This window comes from Actinomadura sp. GC306 (assembly GCF_004348665.1).
GTDB lineage: Bacteria > Actinomycetota > Actinomycetes > Streptosporangiales > Streptosporangiaceae > Spirillospora.
The window spans coordinates 1-19,229 of sequence record NZ_SMKM01000058.1 but is presented as its reverse complement, the minus strand read 5'-3'; the positions used below and the strand labels follow the sequence as shown (position 1 = coordinate 19,229).

22 protein-coding genes are annotated in these 19,229 nt (G+C 72.7%); 15 read left to right on the top strand and 7 right to left on the bottom strand.

Translation table 11 applies throughout. From position 1 onward, the window contains the following. From E1200_RS11405 to E1200_RS11350, 13 genes are all read left to right on the top strand, one after another. Window positions 1-198: a ferredoxin gene (locus E1200_RS11405; protein WP_131951821.1), complete on the top strand. Its 198-nt coding sequence runs from the start codon at window positions 1-3 to the stop codon at window positions 196-198. After that, the gene (locus tag E1200_RS11400; protein WP_131951820.1) at window positions 195-1,388 is read left to right on the top strand and encodes an FAD/NAD(P)-binding oxidoreductase; all 1,194 of its coding nucleotides are present in this window, start codon (window positions 195-197) and stop codon (window positions 1,386-1,388) included. Before E1200_RS11405 ends, E1200_RS11400 begins: the two co-directional genes overlap by 4 nt. Next, a complete protein-coding gene (locus tag E1200_RS11395; RefSeq protein ID WP_131951819.1) occupies window positions 1,385-2,128 on the top strand; it encodes a class II aldolase/adducin family protein in 744 nt (247 codons plus the stop codon). Before E1200_RS11400 ends, E1200_RS11395 begins: the two co-directional genes overlap by 4 nt. A 39-nt stretch (window positions 2,129-2,167) precedes the next feature. Next, entirely contained in the window at window positions 2,168-2,545 is a 378-nt protein-coding gene (locus E1200_RS11390) for a nuclear transport factor 2 family protein (protein ID WP_131951818.1), read from the top strand. 221 nt (window positions 2,546-2,766) lie between these two features. Next, entirely contained in the window at window positions 2,767-4,020 is a 1,254-nt protein-coding gene (locus E1200_RS11385) for an ABC transporter substrate-binding protein (protein WP_131951817.1), read from the top strand. An 82-nt stretch (window positions 4,021-4,102) separates the two neighbouring features. After that, window positions 4,103-4,984 (top strand): branched-chain amino acid ABC transporter permease, encoded by an 882-nt coding sequence (locus E1200_RS11380; protein WP_131951816.1) that lies wholly within the window; start codon window positions 4,103-4,105, stop codon window positions 4,982-4,984. Window positions 4,985-4,987: 3 nt separating this feature from the next. Continuing rightward, the gene (locus tag E1200_RS11375; RefSeq protein WP_131951815.1) at window positions 4,988-6,118 is read left to right on the top strand and encodes a branched-chain amino acid ABC transporter permease; all 1,131 of its coding nucleotides are present in this window, start codon (window positions 4,988-4,990) and stop codon (window positions 6,116-6,118) included. Then, window positions 6,115-6,921 (top strand): ABC transporter ATP-binding protein, encoded by an 807-nt coding sequence (locus E1200_RS11370; RefSeq protein WP_131951814.1) that lies wholly within the window; start codon window positions 6,115-6,117, stop codon window positions 6,919-6,921. Before E1200_RS11375 ends, E1200_RS11370 begins: the two co-directional genes overlap by 4 nt. Then, on the top strand, window positions 6,918-7,688 hold the full coding sequence (locus E1200_RS33640) for an ABC transporter ATP-binding protein (protein WP_165950280.1): 771 nt from the start codon (window positions 6,918-6,920) through the stop codon (window positions 7,686-7,688). The genes E1200_RS11370 and E1200_RS33640 overlap by 4 nt, the downstream gene beginning before the upstream one ends. Further along, window positions 7,685-8,263: an NAD(P)H-dependent oxidoreductase gene (locus E1200_RS33635; protein ID WP_165950279.1), complete on the top strand. Its 579-nt coding sequence runs from the start codon at window positions 7,685-7,687 to the stop codon at window positions 8,261-8,263. The genes E1200_RS33640 and E1200_RS33635 overlap by 4 nt, the downstream gene beginning before the upstream one ends. Further along, entirely contained in the window at window positions 8,260-9,387 is a 1,128-nt protein-coding gene (locus tag E1200_RS11360) for an alpha/beta hydrolase (protein ID WP_131951812.1), read from the top strand. Before E1200_RS33635 ends, E1200_RS11360 begins: the two co-directional genes overlap by 4 nt. Next, window positions 9,384-10,964: a long-chain-fatty-acid--CoA ligase gene (locus E1200_RS11355; protein WP_131951811.1), complete on the top strand. Its 1,581-nt coding sequence runs from the start codon at window positions 9,384-9,386 to the stop codon at window positions 10,962-10,964. The genes E1200_RS11360 and E1200_RS11355 overlap by 4 nt, the downstream gene beginning before the upstream one ends. Before the next feature lie 10 nt (window positions 10,965-10,974). Next, the gene (locus E1200_RS11350; RefSeq protein ID WP_165950278.1) at window positions 10,975-11,754 is read left to right on the top strand and encodes an IclR family transcriptional regulator; all 780 of its coding nucleotides are present in this window, start codon (window positions 10,975-10,977) and stop codon (window positions 11,752-11,754) included. Between the two features lie 121 nt (window positions 11,755-11,875). On the opposite strand, the gene E1200_RS11345 is transcribed toward E1200_RS11350, so the two are convergent. From E1200_RS11345 to E1200_RS11335, 3 genes are all read right to left on the bottom strand, one after another. Then, window positions 11,876-12,253, bottom strand: a complete 378-nt coding sequence (locus tag E1200_RS11345; RefSeq protein WP_131951809.1) for a nuclear transport factor 2 family protein — start codon at window positions 12,251-12,253, stop codon at window positions 11,876-11,878. After that, window positions 12,250-12,816, bottom strand: coding sequence for a VOC family protein (locus E1200_RS11340; RefSeq protein ID WP_131951808.1), 567 nt, complete (start codon window positions 12,814-12,816; stop codon window positions 12,250-12,252). The genes E1200_RS11345 and E1200_RS11340 overlap by 4 nt, the downstream gene beginning before the upstream one ends. Window positions 12,817-12,947: 131 nt before the next feature. Beyond that, entirely contained in the window at window positions 12,948-13,673 is a 726-nt protein-coding gene (locus tag E1200_RS11335; RefSeq protein ID WP_131951807.1) for a GntR family transcriptional regulator, read from the bottom strand. Window positions 13,674-13,813: 140 nt separating this feature from the next. Here E1200_RS11335 and E1200_RS11330 point away from each other — a divergent pair, with 140 nt between their 5' ends. Next, window positions 13,814-14,992: an enolase C-terminal domain-like protein gene (locus E1200_RS11330; protein WP_131951806.1), complete on the top strand. Its 1,179-nt coding sequence runs from the start codon at window positions 13,814-13,816 to the stop codon at window positions 14,990-14,992. Beyond that, window positions 14,989-15,912 (top strand): 2-dehydropantoate 2-reductase, encoded by a 924-nt coding sequence (locus E1200_RS11325; RefSeq protein WP_131951805.1) that lies wholly within the window; start codon window positions 14,989-14,991, stop codon window positions 15,910-15,912. The genes E1200_RS11330 and E1200_RS11325 overlap by 4 nt, the downstream gene beginning before the upstream one ends. Window positions 15,913-15,932: 20 nt before the next feature. Here the strand turns inward: E1200_RS11325 and E1200_RS11320 are convergent, their stop codons facing one another. The 4 genes from E1200_RS11320 to E1200_RS34765 form a co-directional block, all read right to left on the bottom strand. Continuing rightward, window positions 15,933-16,295: a hypothetical protein gene (locus tag E1200_RS11320; protein WP_131951804.1), complete on the bottom strand. Its 363-nt coding sequence runs from the start codon at window positions 16,293-16,295 to the stop codon at window positions 15,933-15,935. Window positions 16,296-16,381: 86 nt separating this feature from the next. Further along, entirely contained in the window at window positions 16,382-17,575 is a 1,194-nt protein-coding gene (locus E1200_RS11315; protein WP_131951803.1) for an ABC transporter permease, read from the bottom strand. After that, entirely contained in the window at window positions 17,572-18,255 is a 684-nt protein-coding gene (locus E1200_RS11310; protein ID WP_131951802.1) for an ABC transporter ATP-binding protein, read from the bottom strand. Before E1200_RS11310 ends, E1200_RS11315 begins: the two co-directional genes overlap by 4 nt. Then, on the bottom strand, window positions 18,252-18,461 hold the full coding sequence (locus tag E1200_RS34765; protein WP_243708481.1) for a hypothetical protein: 210 nt from the start codon (window positions 18,459-18,461) through the stop codon (window positions 18,252-18,254). Before E1200_RS34765 ends, E1200_RS11310 begins: the two co-directional genes overlap by 4 nt. Window positions 18,462-19,229: the final 768 nt, after the last annotated feature.

Below are 19,229 nucleotides of genomic sequence, written 5' to 3'. Positions count from 1 at the left end.
TTGCCCATCCTGAAGGTGGACGCCGCGGCCTGCCAGGGCTACGCGAGCTGCGTCATCGCGGCCGACGACTACTTCGACATCGACGACGACGGCCTCGTCGTGCTGCTGTCGGTCGAGGTGCCCGAGGCCGACCGCGAGCGCGTCGAACGAGCGGCGCACAGCTGCCCCGCCGCGGCTCTCCGGCTTGAGGACGCATGAGCGACGAGGTAGTGGTCGTCGGTGCCTCGGTCGCGGGCGTCACCCTGGCCCGGACCCTGCGGTCCGGCGGATTCTCCGGGCGGATCCTGCTGGTCGACCGGGAGGCCGAGGAGCCGTACGACAAGCCGCCGCTCTCCAAGGGGCGGCCGGCGGAGCCCGTCCGGCTGCTCACCCGCGCGGAGGCCGGAGAGCTCGGCCTGGAGCTGCTGCTCGGCGCCGAGGCGACCGGCGTGGACACCGCCGCCCGGCGCCTCACGCTGTCGGACGGACGCCGGATCGGCTACGGCACGCTGGTGATCGCCACCGGGGTACGTGCAAGGCCCTCCCCCTGGACCGGGCCAAGGGTCCACGTGCTGCGGACGCTCGCCGACGCGCGTGCACTCCACGCGGCCCTCGCCCGTGGTGGTGACCTCGTGGTGGTGGGTGCCGGTTTCATCGGGGCGGAGGTCGCCAGTACGGCGGTCGGCCAGGGATGCCGGGTCACGTTGGTGGACCCGCTGCCGAACCCTCCCGCCAGGGTCGTCGGCCCCCGCGTGGGCGAACGGATCCGCTCGTGGCACGAAAAGGCGGGTGTGGACCTGCGGCTGGGCAGGGTCGTCCAGGCCCTTGACCATCTCCCGGGCGGGATCAGGGTCCGGCTCGACGACGGCGAGGTGCTCCATGCCGACCACGTGCTCGTGGGGATCGGCGCGGAGGTCGACGTGGCGTGGCTGGCCGGATCGGGCCTGCACCTGGAGGACGGCATCGCCTGCGACCGGCATGGCCGCGCGTTGGGCGCCGACCACGTCTTCGCCGCCGGCGACGTCGCCCGCTGGGCGGACGCGGACGGCGGAGCGGGCCGGCGGATCGAGCACTGGAACTCCGCCCAGGAGCAGGCCAGGTGCATCGCCGCGACCCTGCTCGACCCCGGGCGGCCCCGGTCCCCCGAGGCGGTGCCCATGGTGTGGAGCGACCAGCACGGCCGCACCATCCAGGTGCTCGGTGCCGTGGACCCCGGCGCCGAACCCCGGTTGGTCGAGGACGGGGACCGGCTCCTCGCCCTCTGGGACGACGGCGAACGCGTGACCGGCGCGGTGTCGCTGGGGTGGCCGCGCGGCGCCCTGGCCGCACGCCGGGCCATCGCGGGCGGCGCCCCGGTGGCCGCGGTACTCGACACGCTCGTCCCGGCACAGCAGGAGGCCGCCCGATGAACGTCCGTGACGACGAACTCCAGGAATTGCGGAGCCTGGTGGCGGCGGGCTGCCGGGTGCTGGCCGCCCGCGATCTCTCGCCGGGTTTCCTCGGCCACATCAGCCTCCGCCTGGACGCCGAACGCATCCTGGTGCGCTGCCGCGGCCCCCGCGAGTCGGGCCTGGCCCACACCAACCCGCAGGACGTGCGGGTGGTGACCCTGGACGGCGAACCCGGCCTGCCCGGCGAGCTGGACGGTTGGAACGTTCCGCACGAGCTTCCGCTGCACACCCGGATCCTGCGCCGGCGGCCCGACGTCCGCTGCGTCCTGCACGCGCACCCGCGGCGCACCGTCGCCGCCGACCTCGCCGGGCTGACGCTGGAGCCGCTCGTGGGGGCCTACGACATACCGGGCTCCGCCCTGCTGGCGAGCGGCGTCCCGGTCTACCCCCGCTCGGTCCTGGTGAGCAGCGACGCGCTCGGGGACGAGGTGGCCGACCACCTCGGCGGCCACGCCGCGGCCCTGCTGCGCGGGCACGGGGTGGCGGTGACCGGCGACTCGGTCCCCGAGGCGGTGCTGCGCGCCGTCTCCATCGACGAGATCGCGCACCTGTGCCTGCTCGTCGCCTCCGCCGGCGGACGGCCCCGCCCCATCGACGAGGCCGACCGCGCCGAGCTCCCCGACCTCGGGGGGAGCCTCAACCTGGACGTCGCCTGGCGCCACGAACTCTCCCGGCTGCCCGAGGGGCCCCCCGCCTGACCCGCTCGAACCGCTCGAACCGCTCGACGAGGAGTCCCGTTGTCCGACCACGTCACCGAGATCACCCAGCTCTACGCGCGCTACAGCCTCGCCATCGACGGCGGGGACCTGGAGTCCCTGCGCGGCTGCTTCACCGACGACGGCCGCATGGAGATCACCGGCGGGCCGGTGTTCGCGGGGCCCGATGGCCTCGCCAAGGTCATCGCCGGCCGTACGGCGGAGTCGCCGCGCCACGAGAACAGCAACGTGCTCGTCGACCGGGACGGCGACGCGGCCGCGACGGGCCGGGCCTACTTCGTGCTCCGGGGCCCCGATGGGCAGCCGGCCGCCATGGGCGAGTACCTCGACCGGCTGGTCCGCACCGGGGCGGGATGGCGGTTCGCCGCGCGGCAGATCACCTTCACCTGGCGGGCCTGACGCGCACCCCGCGTCCCGTCCCGCGGCCCTAGCCGGGCCCGAGCGTGCGGGCGCTTCCGCGCGCCCGGAGCCCTGGCCTGGGCGGACGCCGGGGACACCCGCCCCCACCACGCTTTCTCCAACTTGCAGAGCCCCTCTCTTCTCTTTCTGTTTAGTCTGGTCTAATCTTTGTGAGCCGTGTCACCGAGACGCGGAACCCGAGTAGGAAAGACACGAACCCCATGCTCAAGAAGCCCCTGACCGCGGTCGCGGTCGCCTCACTGATGACCCTGGCGGCGTGCGGCAACGCGGGCTCCGACGCGTCCGGCGCCGGTGCCGACGGCGTCGCCATGGGTCCCGGGGTCACCGACGACGAGATCAGCGTGACCGTGATCAGTGACTTCTCCGGTCCCATCGCCCAGGGCGGCATCGCCGGCTCGCTGGGCGTCGAAGCCAAGATCGACCAGGTCAACCGGGAGCAGGGCGGCATCTGCGGCCGCAAGGTCGTGGTCGACAAGCGCGACACCAAGTACGACCCGCAGATCACCACCCAGCAGTACCGGGCCGCGGCGCCCAAGAACCTGATGGTCGCCCAGTTCGTCGGCACCGCCGGGCTGAACGCCGTCCGCAAGAACATCGAGCGGGACAAGATGCCCACGCTCTCGGCGTCCCTCAACACCCAGACCCTCGACCTGCCGAACGTCTACGTCGCCATGCCGCCCTTCGAGGTCGAGCTGGTCAACGGGCTCGTCTGGGCGGCCGAGGAGGCCGGCGCCTCCGCCTCCAAGAAGGTCAAGGTCGGGTTCGTGACGTCGGCCGACGAGACCGGCAAGATCTACCTCGACGCCCTCAACCACGCGGCGAAGGCCACGGAGGGGCTGGAGGTCGTCGCCCAGCCGACCTACACCAACGCCGACACCGACTTCACGGCCCAGGTCAACAGCCTCAAGGACGCCGGGGCCGAGATCGTCATGCTGGGCGTCACCCCCGCGCAGACCGCCGGCATCATCGGCCAGTCGGCCCAGTTCGGCTACAAGCCGACCTTCGTCTCCAGCTCGGGCGCCTGGGCCTCCAGCCTCGGCAAGCCGCTGAAGGGCCTGCTGGACAAGTACTACGTCTCCGGCGGCTACGGCACCCTCAACGACGACAACGCCGGCATCCAGGCCCTGACCAAGGCCCGCAAGGCGTACGCGCCCGACGCGAAGCCCGACAACTTCGAGGTCGGCGGCTGGATCAACGGGACCGTCGTCGTGGAGGCGCTGCGCAAGGCGTGCGAGGCCAAGGACCTCACCCGCGAGGGCGTCATGAAGGCGATGACCGGGCTCAAGGTCTCCTTCGACGACATCCTGCCCGCCATCGACCTCGGTGACGGCGACTCGATCGTGAGCTTCCAGTCCCGCGTCAACAAGATCGGGGCGGACGGCGTGCAGGAGCCGGTCGCCGAGTTCTTCGAGTCCGAGGCCGCGAAGTCCTGGGACGCCGCCAGGCGCAAGTGACGGCCCCGGGGAGTGCGCGGGCCCGGCCGGGCCCGCGCGCTCCCCGGCTCCCTCCCCACCACCGCGAACCAGGACTCTCCAGATGACCCTCTTCCTCCAGCTCGGCTTCCAGGGCATCGCCCTGGGCCTGGTCTACGGGCTGATCGCGCTCGGGTTCGTGATCATGTTCAAGGGCTCCCACACCTTCAACTTCGCGCACGGCCAGTTCGTCGCCATCGGCGCCTACGTCGTGCTGATCCTGCTGCCCCGGATGCCCTACGTACTCGCCTTCCTCGGCGCCGTGGCGATCACCGTCGGCCTCGCGCTGGTGGTCGAGCGGATGCTGATCCGCGGCCTGATCGGGCGCTCGGTGACCGTCGTGGTGCTCGCCACCCTCGGCATCTCGACCATGCTGCACAACGCCGTCCTGATGGTGTGGGGCGTCGGCAGCCACGACTCGGTCGGGCCCGTCGGGTCCGGCACCACCGAGGTCGGCTCGGTCGTACTGCCCAACAGCGCGCTCGCCACCGTCGCCGTCTCGGTCGTCGTCCTGGCCGCGGTCGCCTGGTTCTTCCAGCGGACCCGCCACGGGCTGGCGCTGCGCGCGACCGCGAGCAGCCAGGAGGCGGCCCTGGCCCAGGGCATCGACGTCGGACGGATGTTCGCGCTCTCGTGGGCGCTGGCGGCCTTCCTCGCGGTGACCGCGGCGATCTTCCTCGCCTCGTTCCCCCGGGTGGTCTCCCCCAGCATCGGCGACCTCGCGCTCATCGCGATCCCGGCGATCGTCATCGGCGGGATGGACTCGCTGCTCGGCGCGGTGGCCGGCGGCCTCGTCGTGGGGCTCACCCAGGTGCTGGGCTCCAACTACCTCAGCGACATCGGCGGCGGCCGGCTGCACGAGGTCCTGCCCTACGTCCTCATGCTCCTGGTCCTCCTGGTCCGGCCCTACGGCCTGTTCGGCAGCCGCAGCATCGAAAGGGTCTGAGCCGTGCCCGTCCTCACCAGCCCACCGGCGCCCCGCGACACCGCCTCTCCCGCGCCGCGCCCGCTCGGCCTCCTCACCCGCGGCCGGCTCGGCGTCGGCGCGTGGCTCGCCGCCATGATCGTGCTGCCGCTGGTGCTGCGCTCCGAGCTGTGGCTCGGCATCGGCATCCTCACCCTGATCGTCGGCATCGGCGCCCTCGGCATGCAGGTGATCACCGGCCTCGCCGGGCAGATCTCCCTCGGGCACGCCTTCTTCATGGGCATCGGCGCCTACAGCTCGGCCTGGCTCGGCGCCGACCAGGGCCTGCCCTGGTACCTCTGGCTCCCGGCGGCGGGCCTGGTCGCCGCCGCCGCGGGCGCGCTGGTCGCCCCGGTCGCCGTCCGCATCCGCGGCCTCTACCTGGCCGTCGCGACCCTCGCCCTGGTCTTCATCGGCCTCTACGCGTGGGAGACGTGGACGACCCTCAGCGGCGGCGTGAACGGGCGCCCGGCGGCGCCCGTCCTGTTCGGCGACCAGGACCTGAGCCTCGGCATCATGGCCGGCGACCAGCTGATCCTCGACTCCTTCCAGGCATGGTGGTACTTCGCGCTGGCGATCCTGCTGGTGGTCATGTTCCTCACCTACAACCTCAAGCGCTCCCGGCTCGGCCGCGCGTTCATGGCCGTGCGGGACAAGGACGTGGCCGCCGCGGTGGTGGGCGTCCCGGTGACCCAGACCAAGACCGTCGCCTTCGTCATCTCCTCCTTCTTCGCCGGCATCTCCGGCGCGCTGCTGGTGTCCTACATGGGGTACTTCACCCCCAGCCAGTGGCACCTGATGCTCTCGGTCGACTTCATCGCCATGATCGTGATCGGCGGCATGGGCACGGTCTCCGGGGCCCTGCTGGGCGCCCTGTTCGTCCGGGCGATGCCCGAGGTCGTGAACCAGGCGTCGGGCTTCCTGCCGTTCGTCCGCAAGGGCACGAGCACCGACGGCGGCATCACGGGACCGCTGCTGTCCGGGTTCCTCTACGGACTGGTGATCGTGCTGATCCTGCTCTTCGAGCCCAACGGCATCCGGGCGCTCCTGCTCCGCACCTGGCGGCGCCTGCGGGTGCCGCTGGGCGGCCCACGCGAAAGGCGGAAGACCTCATGAGCCGCGACGCCGCGCACGCGTCCGACGGTCCGCCGGCCCTGCTGACCACGTCCGTCAGCGCCGGCTACGGCGCCGCCGGGAACGCCGTGACCGACCTGTCCCTGCGGGTGCCGCAGGGCGAGGTCGTCAGCCTCCTCGGCCCCAACGGAGCGGGCAAGACCACCGTCATGCGCGCGGTCTCGGGCCTGCTCGGGCTGCACCGCGGGCGCCTCACCGGCGGACGGGTGGAGCTGTTCGGCAAGGACATGACCGGCGCCCGCGCGTCGCAGCGCGTCCGCGCCGGGCTCGCGCAGTGCCTGGAAGGACGGATGGTCTTCCCCGGGCTCACCGTCGCCGAGAACCTCGCCACCGGCGGGCACGTGCGCCGCTACCGGGGTGGCGCGTTCACCGCGGCCCGCGACGAGGTCCTGACGCTGCTGCCCCGGCTGGGCGACCTGCTGGACCGCAAGGCGGGCTACCTGTCCGGCGGCGAGCAGCAGATGCTCGCGATCGCGCGGGCGCTGATGTCCCGGCCGAGGCTGCTGCTCATGGACGAGCCCAGCCTGGGCCTCGCGCCCCGGATCGTCGAGCAGGTCCGCGACATCATCGTGTCCATCAACGAGCACGGCACCTCGATCCTGCTCGTCGAGCAGAACGCGCGCATGGCCCTGTCGATCTCCAGCTACGCCTACCTGCTGGAAGGCGGCCGGGTCTACGCGGAGGGCACCCCCGCGGCGCTGGAGCAGGACAACGACATCGCCGCGGCGTACCTCGGCGCCGGCACCGGCACCGAACCCGTCGTCCCCCGAGGAGCCGACTCGTGAGCCCCGCACTGTTCGAGGTCGAGGACCTCACCCTGTCGTTCGCCGGGATCCGCGCGCTGGACGGCGTCGCCTTCACCATCGACGAGGGCGAGCTGTTCGCCGTGATCGGCCCCAACGGAGCCGGCAAGTCCACGCTGTTCAACTGCATCTCCGGCATCTACCGCCCGGAGGCGGGGAGCATCACGTTCGCCGGGCGGCAGCTGCTGGGCAGCGCCCCGCACCGGATCGCCGCCGCCGGGATCGCCCGCACGTTCCAGAACGTCGACGTCTTCCCGGCCATGAGCGTCGAGGAGTGCCTGCTCCTGGCGCGGCACCAGCACCTCCGCTCCGGGCCGCTGGCCGCCATGGTCCGGTGGGGCCGCAGCGCCCGCGAGGAGCGCGCGGCGCTGCGCAAGGTCACCGAGGTGGCCGACCGGCTCGGACTCGGCGGCCTGTTGCGGCACACCGTGGGCACGCTGCCGCACGGCGTGCAGAAGCGGGTCGAGCTCGCGCGCTCGCTGTGCATGGAGCCCCGGCTGCTGCTGCTCGACGAGCCGGTGGCCGGGATGAACCACGAGGAGACCGCCGAGATGGCGGCGACCTTGCGCGAGGTCAACGCCGACCTGGGTGTCACGATGCTGCTGGTCGAACACGACATGTCGATGGTGATGGGCATTTCGCACCGCGTCTGCGTGCTCGACTTCGGGCGCCGCATCGCCCTCGACACCCCGGCCAACGTCGTCCGCGACGCGGCCGTCATCGACGCCTACCTGGGAGGAGCACTGTGAGCACGGCGGACATCACCGTCTACGGAATCGTCGGGAGCCTGCGCAAGGGGTCGTGGAACCGGCTGCTGCTGGAGTCCGCGGCCCGGCTGGCGCCGGCCGGCGTCACCGTCACCGTCAGCGACCTGATCGGGCAGTTCCCGCTGTTCAACGAGGACCTGCTCGCCCAGGAGCCGGCGGCGGTCACCCGGATGCGGGAAGAGATCGCCGCCGCGGACGCGCTGATGATCGCCACCCCGGAGTACAACGGCGGGGTCCCGGGCGTGCTGAAGAACGCCTTCGACTGGATCTCCCTCCCGCTGGGCGCCTCCGTCCTGCAGGGCAAGCCGGTCGCGCTGATCGGCACGTCCCCGGGACGGCTCGGCACCGCCCGCTGCCAGTTCGAGCTGCGGAACATGTTCGTCTTCTCCCAGTCGCCGGTGATGCCGGGGCCCGAGGTGGTCATGCCGTTCGCGCCCGACTGCTTCGACGAGACCGGGCACCTCAAGGACCCGGTGGCCACCGAGCGGCTCGGCGTCCTGTTCGAGAAGCTCCGCGCCCACGTGGCCGCGAGCCGGATCGAGGTGGCGGCCGGATGATCACCCGTACCTTCGTCTCGCGGCCGTCCGCCGGCGCCCCGCGCGCGGGTGCCGGCGGTCATCCCTGCCAGGGCCTCTACCACGTGCGGGACGGCGACCGGCCGACGGTGGCGATGATCGCGACCCATTACCAGATCGACTTCGCCGAGCACTACCTCGCCGACCTCATGGCCGAGCGCGGCATCGGCTTCCTCGGCTGGAACACCCGGTTCCGCGGCTACGAGTGGAACTTCCGGCTCGACCAGGCGCTGGTGGACATCGGCGTCGGGGTGCGCTGGCTGCGCGAGGAGGCCGGGGTCGACACGGTCGTCCTGCTGGGCAACTCGGGGGGCGGCTCCCTGATGGCCGCCTACCAGGCCCAGGCCGTCGACCCGGTCCTGCAGCCGCCGGTCGACCACGCCCCCGTGCCGGGGGTGGACGAGCTGCTCCCCGCCGACGGCTACGTGTCGCTGGCCGCGCACCTGGGCCGTCCCGACGTCCTCACCGCCTGGATGGACGCCGCGGTGGTGGACGAGTTCGACCCCGTCGCCACCGACCCGTCCCTCGACCTGTTCAACCCGGAGAACGGCCCGCCGTACAGCGCCGAGTTCATCGAGCGCTACCGGCGGGCGCAGGTCGACCGCAACCACCGGATCACCGCGTGGGCCAAGGCGGAACTGGCCCGGCTCACCGAGGCCGGCTACTACGACCGCCACTTCACCGTGCCCCGCACATGGGCCGATCCGAGGATGGTCGACCCCGCGCTGGAGCCCTCCGACCGCAAGCCGAACAGCTGCTACCGTGGGCCCGTCGAGGCCGCCAACCGGGGCGACCGTGGGATCGCCGGGGAGACGACGGTGCGCAACTGGCTCAACATGTGGAGCCTGAGCGAGTCGCCCTGCCGCGGTGAAGGCAACCTCACCAAGATCACCGTCCCGTCGCTGGTCATCAACCCGACCGCGGACACCGGCGTCTTCCCCAGCGACGCCGACCGGATCGCCGCCGCCCTCGCCGCCGAGGACAAGACCCGCCACGACCACCGCGGCGACCACTACTTCCTGGAGCCCGCCGGTGCCCGCGACGCGGTCGCCGACACGATCGCCGAATGGGCCGGCGCGCGGTTCGGGAGCGGGAGCCCGCGATGACCGCGTCCGCGGCGATCCACGGCGCCCGCGGCCAGCACTGGATCGCGCACCTCGCCCGGCATGCCCATGCGCGCCCCGATGTGACCGCGCTGCGCTGCGGCGACGTCTCCCGCACGTGGCGCGAGCTCGCCGGCCGGGTGCCGCGGTCCGGCCGGGCGCTCGCGCGGCTGGGCGTCGGCCCCGGCGACCGGGTCGCGTTCGTGATGGGCAACGGGGCCGAGTACGTCGAGTCGCTCCTGGCGGTCACGGCCGCGGGCGCGGTCGGCGTCCCGGTGAACCCCCGGCTGGCCGCCGCCGAGGTGGCCTACATCCTCCGTGACTGCGGCGCCGCCCTGGTGCTCGCCGACGCCGCGTACGGCGGGCTCGCCGCCGACGCGGCCAAGGAGGACGGCGTCCGGGTCGTGGACGTCACCGCACCGGACGGGCCGCTCGGCGAGGACCTGCTCAACGGCCACACCACGGGCTCGCCCGCCGACGAGCTGGCCGCGATCGAGGTGGACGAGCACGCGCCGGCGCTGATCATGTACACGTCCGGCACGACCGGGCACCCCAAGGGCGCGGTGCTCACCCACCGGAACCTGCTCGCCCAGAGCCAGACCAACCTGATCGCCTTCCGCTTCGAGATGTACGACGAGGTCTACCTCTGCGCCTCGCCGCTCTTCCACATCGGCGCCATCGGCGGGCTGGCCCCGTCCCTGCTCGCCGGGGCCACGGTGGTCGTGATGCCCACCGGTGCCTTCGACGCGGGCGAGCACCTCGACGTGATGGCCGAGCACCGGGTCACCTCCGTCTTCCTGGTTCCCACGCAGTGGCAGGCGCTCGTGGCCGAGCAGCGGCGGCGGCCCCGCGACCTGTCCCGGCTGCGCGTCGCCGCGTGGGGGGCCGCCCCCGCCACCGACACGCTCCTGCGGGAGATGAGCGAGGTCTTCGGCGACGCCGACATGCTCGCCCTCTTCGGGCAGACGGAGATGTCGCCGGTCACCTGCGTCCTGGAGGGCAAGGACGCCCGCCGCAAACTCGGCTCGGTGGGGCGGCCCGCGCCGGGTGTGTGGGCGCGCGTGGTCGACCGCGAGATGAACGACGTCCCCGCCGGAGAGATCGGCGAGATCGTCTACCGGGGGCCCGGCCTCATGTCGGGCTACTGGAACCTGCCCGAGGCGACCGCCGAAGCCTTCGCCGGGGGCTGGTTCCACTCCGGTGACCTGGTCCGGGTCGACGACGAAGGGTTCGTCCACGTGGTCGACCGCCTCAAGGACATGGTCATCACCGGCGGCGAGAACGTCTACTGCGCCGAGGTCGAGAACGTCCTCGCCTCCCACCCCGACATCGCCGAGGTGGCGGTGGTGGGCCGGCCGCACCCGAAGTGGGGGGAGACGCCGGTCGCGGTGGTCTCGCCGCGTCCCGGGCGGCCGGTACCGTCGGTCGAGGAGCTGCGCGACCACGCCCGCCGCGAGCTGGCGCCGTACAAGCTGCCCACGGGCGTCGAGGCGGTCGAGCGGCTCCCCCGCAACGCCTCGGGCAAAGTGCTCAAGTTCGAGCTCCGGGATGGAAGGGCCGATGACATCGTCCACGGATAAGATCCGCTGGGTGGACAGCTCCTCCGCCGGCCAGCCGCGCAAGCCGCAGTACCCGATCGAGTCGGTCGACAACGCGCTGCGCATCCTGCTGCTGCTGGGCGAGCGGAAGAGCCTTCGCCTCACCGAGGTGAGCGAGTACCTGTCGGTGGCGTCGTCCACCGCGCACCGGGTGCTGGCGATGCTGCAGTACCGGGGGTTCGTGCGGCAGTCGAGCACCTCGCGGGCCTACGAGCCGGGGCCCGCGCTCACCGAGATCGCCTTCTCGGTGCTGCGGCAGATCGACGTCCGCGAGCAGGTCCGGCCCATGCTGGAGGAGCTCGCGAAGCACTACGGCGAGACCGTCCACCTCGCCCGGCTGGACGGCTCGCTGGTGTCCTTCGTGGACGCCGTGGAGAGCAGCCGCGCCGTGCGGGTCGGCTCGCGGATGGGCAAGACCCTCCCGGCCCACGTGTCGGCCTCGGGCAAGGTCCTGCTGTCGCTGCTGACCGACGAGGCCGTCGTCGCGCTCTACCCGCGGGAGAACCTTGAGGCGCTGACCCCCCACACCCTCTCCACGCGGACCGCGCTCCTGGAGGACCTGGACCGCATCCGCAAGCGGGGTTACGCCACCGGCCTGCAGGAGAGCGAGGACGGGGTCATCGCGGTGGCCGTCCCGCTCGGCACCCACGCCGGTTCCCGCTACGCGGTGAGCATCTCGGCGCCCAGCCACCGCAAGCAGGACTTCACCGAGGTCCCCGTCGCCGAGGACCTGCTGCGCCACGCCGAGCAGTGCCGCGGCTTCTTCTCCTGAGCTCTCCTGAGCAACGGCTCCCGCACTCGGGCGCTTTCCGGACGGGTTCCGGGGCTGACCCGGTGCCGGTCGTGCGTCCGGCTCCGATCCGGTGCCCGGGGTCAGCCACGGTGCCCGCGGTTCAGGCCGCGAGGAGCTCGTTGAGCTTGGTGCGGTCGAAGTACTCCTCGATCCGCCGGATCCTGCCGTCCTCGACGTAGACGCGGAGGATCGCCGGGATCGAGGCCGACCGCCCGTTGCGCTCGACCTCGATGACGTGCTGCCGGAGGAAGCCGTCTTCGAGCGCGGTATGGCGGGGCCGGGCGTAACCGAACCTGTCGTAGCGGTCGGCGAGACTGCCGAGCGTCGCGAGGTTCTCGTCCTTGGTCTGGTCGATGTCGTCGTAGTTGTGCCAGACGGTGACATCGTCGTGGTAGAGGGCGGAGACGGCGGCGATGTCACCGGACTCCACCAGCCGGAAGAACCGCTCGGCGTACTCCACCATCGGCTCTCCGCTCATGCGGAGGCCCCCTGGCCGGCCGGGACGCCCGCGGCGGTCATCGGCGCGAGGTTGACGTCGGCCTCGGTCAGCTCGCGCGTCCAGGCGGCGAACTCCAGCAGGACGCCGTCCGGGTCGAAGAAGTACATCGAGCGGACGAAGACGCCGTCGTGGTACGTCTCGGCCACGCCGCGCTCGCTGTCGTCGTGCTCCAGGACCGGGCCGGTCCGGACGCCCTTGGCGTCCAGCTTGGCCTTGTACTCGTCGAACTTGTCGAGCGGGATCTTGAAGGCGACGTGGTTCATCGAGCCGTGCGCGGTGGCGATGTCGCCGATGCCCGGCAGGTCGGCGGCGGACGCGACGCCCGGGGCCCGCTCGGGGGCGTTGGGGAACCAGAAGAAGGCCAGGTACTGGTCGCCGCCCATGTCGAAGAAGAAGTGCTGGCCGCCGTTGGGCAGCTTGATCGTCTTGCTCAGCTTCATGCCGAGGACGTTGGTGTAGAAGTCGACGGTGCGCTCCATGTCCTCGCAGACCAGCGCGAGGTGGCAGAGTCCCTGGAGCTCGAACTCGGAGTTGGTCCCCATCGTGTTCCTCCTGTTCAGGTGACCCGTCGCCACGGTATCGGAAAGAGTTTCTGGTCACCAGACTTTTTGTCGAACGGTCTGGACCATTGGACGGGCAGGCTACCCGCTCCCCCGGACCGCGCCCGCCACGGTCAGCCGCGGCCGCGCTCCAGGTCCACGGCGTACTCGAACCGGTCGGCGGGGTGCACCGAGACCGTGATCTCGAACGGCTGCCCGGCGCGGTCCAGGTAGCGCCGCGTGATCCGCAGCACCGGCGAGCCGGCGGTGGTGCGCAGCAGGTCGACCATGGCGTCCGGCACCGTCGCCGCGCGCATCCGCTGCTCGATGGTGTGCACGGTGCGGCCGGTCGCCTGCTCGACCATGTCCGAGATCAGCCGCTTGGGGTCGAGCACCTGGTCGCCCACGGCGGCCGCGACGTCGGGTTCGAGGTAGACGTCGGTGCAGCACAGCGGCCACCCGTCGTCGGCCGGGTCGCTGCGCAGCATCCGGATCTTGGTCCAGCGCTGGCCGGGCCGGCAGCCGAGCACCCGGGCGTCCACCTCGTCGACCACCACCTCCGCGATCGACAGGACCTGGCGGTCGGTCTCCACGGAGTACTGCATCAGGTCGTCGACCGAATGGACGGAGCGGGCGAACACCGAGTGCGGCTTCAGTCGCTCGACGCGGGTGCCGCGGCGCGGCCGGCGGGAGACCAGGCCCAGTTCCTCCACGATGTCGAGCGCGGCGCGGATCGTCCCGCGGCTCACGTCGAACTCCGCCGCCAGGTCCACCTCGGGCGCGAACTGGCCGCCGATCGGCCAGCGTCCCGACTGGATCTGCCGGACCAGCTCCTCGGCGACTTCCTCGTAACGCCTCATTGCCCTCCCGTCCGCGGCCCGCCGTCCGCCGGACCAAAGGACATTGTGACCCGTGCCACCGAGGGCGGGCGCCCGCCCACGGGCGCCCGCCGCCTGTTTAGACTAGACAATTCAAACGGTCTAGATCATAAGTTGGGACCATGCGCATCACCGACGTCCGCGAGGTCGCCGTCCCGCTCATCGGAGACATCGGCAATTCCGTGGTGAACTTCGCCGATCACACCGTCTCCCTGGTGGCCGTGCGGACCGACGTCCGGCGCGGCGGACGCCCGCTCACCGGCTTCGCGTTCAACTCGATCGGGCGCCACGCCCAGGGCGGCATCCTGCGCGACCGCATGATCCCGCGGCTGCTCGGCGCCGACCCCGGCACCCTCCTCGATCCGGCGACCGGGCTGCTCTCGCCCGCCCGCGTCCTCGCGTGCGCGATGCGGAACGAGAAGCCCGGCGGCCACGGGGACCGCGCCGCGGCGGCCGGCGCCGTCGAACTCGCCGTGTGGGACCTGCTGGCCAAGCACCATGACGAACCCGCCCACGCCACCATCGCCCGCGCCTTCGGCCGCCGGCCCGCGACCACCGGAGTCCCGGTCTACGCAGCGGGCGGCTACTACCACCCCGGCGACTCCCTGGACCGCCTCCGCGACGAGCTCACCGGCTACGTCGACCAGGGCTACCCTGCCGTCAAGATCAAGATCGGCGGCCTGCCGCTGCCCGGTGACCTGGCCCGCGTGGAGGCGGCCGTCGAGGTGATGGGCGGCGGGGACGGCGTCGCCGTCGACGCCAACGGGCGCTTCGACCGGGACCGCGCCCTGGCCTACGCCACCGCCCTGTCCGGCCTCGGCCTGCGCTGGTACGAGGAGGCCGGCGACCCGCTCGACTACGCGCTGCACCGGGAGCTGACCGAGGCATATCCAGGGGCCGTCGCCACCGGCGAGAACCTCTTCTCCGTGCAGGACGTGCGCAACCTCCTCGCCTACGGCGGCGTGCGTCCCGACCGGGACGTCTTCCAGATGGACGCCGGGCTCAGCTACGGGCTCACCGAGTACGCCCGCATGATCGAGGCCATGGAGTCGCACGGCGTCGGCCGCTCCCAGGCGTTCCCGCATGGCGGGCACCTGATCAACCTCCATATCGCGGCCGGGCTGGGGCTGGGCGGCTGCGAGGCGTATCCCGGGGTCTTCGAACCCTTCGGCGGGTACAGCCCGGACTGCCGGCTCTCCGGCGGCCTCGTCCATCCCGGCGAGGCACCCGGGTTCGGGCTGGAGGCCAAGCCGGGCCTCGACCGGGAGATCGCCAACCTCCGCAAGGAGCTGGACGGATGAGGATCTGCGTCGTCGGCTGCGGCGCCATGGGCTCGGTGTACGCCGCGCGCCTGGCCCGCGCGGGCCACCCGGTGTCGGTGGTCGACAGGTGGCGGGACCACGTCGAGGCGATCGCCCGTGACGGGCTGCACGTCAGCGGACCCGACGGGGAGTTCCGCGCCGCCCTCACGGCCCGCACCGTCCCGCCCGCCGACCCCGTGGACCTCGTCGTCCTCGCCGTCAAGGCCGCCGACGTCCCCGCGGCCGCGGCCGGACTCGCGCCGCTGCTGGATGCGGGCACCACCGTCCTGACCATCCAGAACGGCCTCGGCTCGGCCGATGTCGTGGCCGGCGCGGTCGGCGCCGGCCGCCTGGCCATCGGCATCGCCAGCGGCTTCGGCGCCGGGCTGCTCGGGCCGGGCCGCGTCCGGCACAACGCGATGCGCGCCCTGCGGTTCGGCGCCCACAGCTCACTGCCTCCCGAGCGGGTCGAGGAGGTCGCCGCGGCGTGGCGGACGGCCGGGTTCGACGCGGCGGCCGTGGACGACGTCGTCGCGATGCAGTGGGAGAAGCTCATCTGCAACGTCGCCTACAGCGCTCCGTGCGCCCTGACCGGCCTGACCGTGGGCGAGGTGCGCGACCACCCCGAGCTGTCCCTGACGAGCCAGGCCGCGGCGACCGAGGCGTGGGAGACCGCCCGGGCGCGCGGGGTGGCGATCGACGTCCCGGACCCGGTGGAACTGGTACGGGACTTCGCCGCCCGGATGCCCGACGCCGAGCCGTCCGCGCTCCTCGACCACAGGGCGCGCCGGACCAGCGAGATAGACGTGATCAACGGCGCGGTACCCCGGGAGGCGGCCAAGGTGGGCCGGACGGCACCGGTCAACCAGGCGCTGACCGCCCTGGCCCGCCACCGCGAGGCCGCCTGGCGCTCCGTCTAGAGCCCCGTCTAGAGGTCCGGTTAGAGGTCCGGCAGGGGGTCCTTGGGCAGGCTGTCGCGGTCGAAGATCTCGGCATCGGCGGCGTTGACGACCGCGACGTACTCGTCGTCCACCTCGAACACCGCGCCGGCGAACTCGAACGAGGCCCCGGCCCCGGCCTCCACCGGCCCGATCCTGGTGCCGCGCGGGTAGCTGCCCCACACGGTCTTCGGCGTGCTGCGGCTCATCGCGCCGGTGGAGATCACGGCGATCTGGTCGTCGGTGACGACGAAGATGAACCCCGCCCCGCCGCCGTAGGACGTCGCGGGGAAGATGTAGCGGATCTCTCCGTCGATCCCGAGGAACTCCCGGCAGCGCTCCCGCAGCGGACGTGTCACCGGCATGGCTGTTCAGGCACCTCCCCGGACGGGACGTCGGTGGCCCTCACAATCATGCCCCGGCACGCCGAAACGACGCCAGTGTCGCGCCGTCACGCCGCCGCGAGCGCCGCGGTCGGCGGCAGCCGCGCCGCGCGCATCGCGGGGTACAGCCCCGCGGCCGCCCCGATCACGACGGTGGCGGCGAGCGCGCCGCCGAACGCCCAGGCGGGCACGACCGGCGGCCACCCCTTCCACAGCGCGAACCCGGCCGTCGCCGCCGCACCGGCCACGACTCCGGCCACGCCGCCGGCCGCCGACAGCAGCAGCGACTCGGCGAGGAACTGCACCCGCACCTGCCCGCGCGTCGCGCCGAGCGACCGCCGCAACCCTATCTCGCGGCGCCGCTCCAGCACCGAGATCACCATCGTGTTCGCGACCCCGACCCCGCCGACCAGCAGCGCGACGGCGCCGAGCCCGAGCAGCAGCCCGGTGAACGCGCCCTCCGCCGCCGCCCTGGCCTCCAGCGCGTCCGAGGGGCGGCCGACCTCGATCTCCTCGGGACGTTCGGGGCTGACCGTCTTGGCGAGGACGCTCCGGACCTCCTCCACCGAGGCGTCCGCCGACCGCTCGTAGATCGTCGTCGGATGCCCGTCGAACCCCAGGTACCGCTGCGCGGCGTCCCAGCCGACGAGCGCCGACCGGTCGATCTCGGGCGCCAGCCCGGCGGGCCGCAGGACGCCGACGACGGTGAACCACCGCTTCCCGATCCATACCTGCCCGCCCGCCCTGTCGAGCCCGAGCCTCCGCGCCGCCAGGTCACCGAGCACGACACCCGGGTAGCGTGCCGTCCCCGCGTTGAGCCACGCACCGCTCGCGGTATCGACCTCCAGCGTGTCCAGCAGCTCGATCGTGGCGGCCTGCACCGCGATCCCGTGCGTGACCTCCTCCGGGATCATGCCGGTGCGGCGGACGGTCGCGTCCACCGACCCGGTCGCCCCGACCGCCGTGACGGGCCCGATCCTCCGGACCATCTCCGGCGCCGTCTCGGGCAGTTCCGCCTTCTCGCCGAACAGCGTGTCGCCGGGCTTGACCGTCAGCAGGTTCGTGCCGAGCCGGTCGAGGCGCCGCAGCAGGTCCTCCTTGCCGGACGAGGAGATCCCGATGACCGCGACCATCGTCGCGATCCCGATCGCGATGCCGACCGCGGAGAGCACCACCCGGGCCGGACGCGCCCGCAGCCCGCCGAGACCGACGCGGAGGACGTCCGCCGCGTCCAGCCGCGCGGGCGACAGTTCGTTCCTCATCGGCTGCCCGCCCCCACCCGCTCGTCGGCCACGATCCGCCCGTCCCTGACCCGCACCCTGCGCGGCGCCCGCGCGGCGACCTCCGCATCGTGCGTGATGATCGCGACGGTCGTGCCGGCGCGGTTCAGCTCGTCCAGCAGGGCCAGCACACCGGCGCCCGCACCGGAGTCGAGGTTGCCGGTCGGCTCGTCGGCCAGCAGCAGGCCCGGTTCCCCGGCCACGGCCCGCGCCACCGCGACCCGCTGCTGCTCACCGCCCGACAGCTCGTGCGGCCGGTGCCCGGTCCGCTCCCCCAGCCCGACCCGTTCCAGCGCCGCCCGCGCCCGCTCCCGGCGCTCCCGCAAGCGCGTCCCGCTGTAGAGGAGCCCGTCCGCGACGTTGTCGAGCGCGCTCACCCCTGCGGCGAGGTGGAACTGCTGGAACACGAACCCGATGTGCCGGGCCCGCAGCGCCGACAGCTCCCGGTCGCCGAGCCCCGCCACCTCGTGCCCAGCGACCGTCACGCGCCCCCCGGTGGGACGGTCGAGCGTCCCGATCATGTGCAGCAGCGTCGATTTCCCGGACCCGGACGGGCCCACGATCGCGGCCATCTCCCCCTGCGCGAGCACCAGATCGACACCTCGCAGCGCCACGACATCCGGGTACCTCTTGGTCACACCGGCCAGTTCGACGATGTTCATGCCGCGGGCACCCCGACCTTCATGCCCTCGCGGACCCCGCCGGCGACCTCGACGCGCCCGCCACCGAACGCCCCGACGTCCACCGGGACGAGCCGCCGCCCCGCCCCGTCCACGACCTCGACACCGAAACCGCCCTCCCGCAGCGCCAGCAGCGCCTCCACGGGCACCGACAGGACGCCCTTCCTCCGCTCGCTCTCCAGCGCCACACTGACGGGCGCCTCGTCCAGCCGCCCCGTCTCCGGGTCCCCCAGCGAGATCTCAACACTGATCGTGGTCTTCTTCTCTTGTCCCGACCCGGCGCTCTCCGCGACTCTGCCGACCTCGGCGATCTTCCCGGGACGGTCTCGCCACCGGGCAATTCCACCGTGACGGACGCGCCCTCCTTGGCGAGCTCTTGCCTGTCGGCATCCAGGTCCACCTGGACGACGCGCCGCGTCCCGGTCACCGTAAGCACCGGCTGCCCTTGGCCGATCCGCTTCCCCTCGGGCGCCTTGACGTCCCGAACCAGCACAGCCCCACCGAGGAACACCACGTGCTCCGGCCCGACCGTCCCGGTCTCGTCCAGCCCCCGGTTGTCCTGCCACCCCTTCACCGCGGCCTCGGTCGCCGCGGTGAACTCCTTGTCGACGGTCATGCCGCCATGCCCAAGAGCACGCAGGTTGCGTTCGAGCTGCCGCACGTCCTTGCCCGAATCCCCGGCCCGGAGCGTGCGGTACATGGGACTGCCGCCGTACATGAGCGTGACCGGCTTCCCAGCCACCCGCAGCAGCGTCTCCCCCCGCTCGATGGTCGCCCCTTGCTTCGGCGCCCACGTCACCACGCCCGACACACCCGCCCACACCTCCCGAACGCCCCCATATGTGAGCCGCCCGTCGACCGTCTCGGTGTCCACAAGGTCACCCCGGCGCACCTCGGCCGTGGCCAGCCGAGCCTTCTGCCCGGCCTCCGCCCCCTCACCGTCCGCCGTCAGGGCC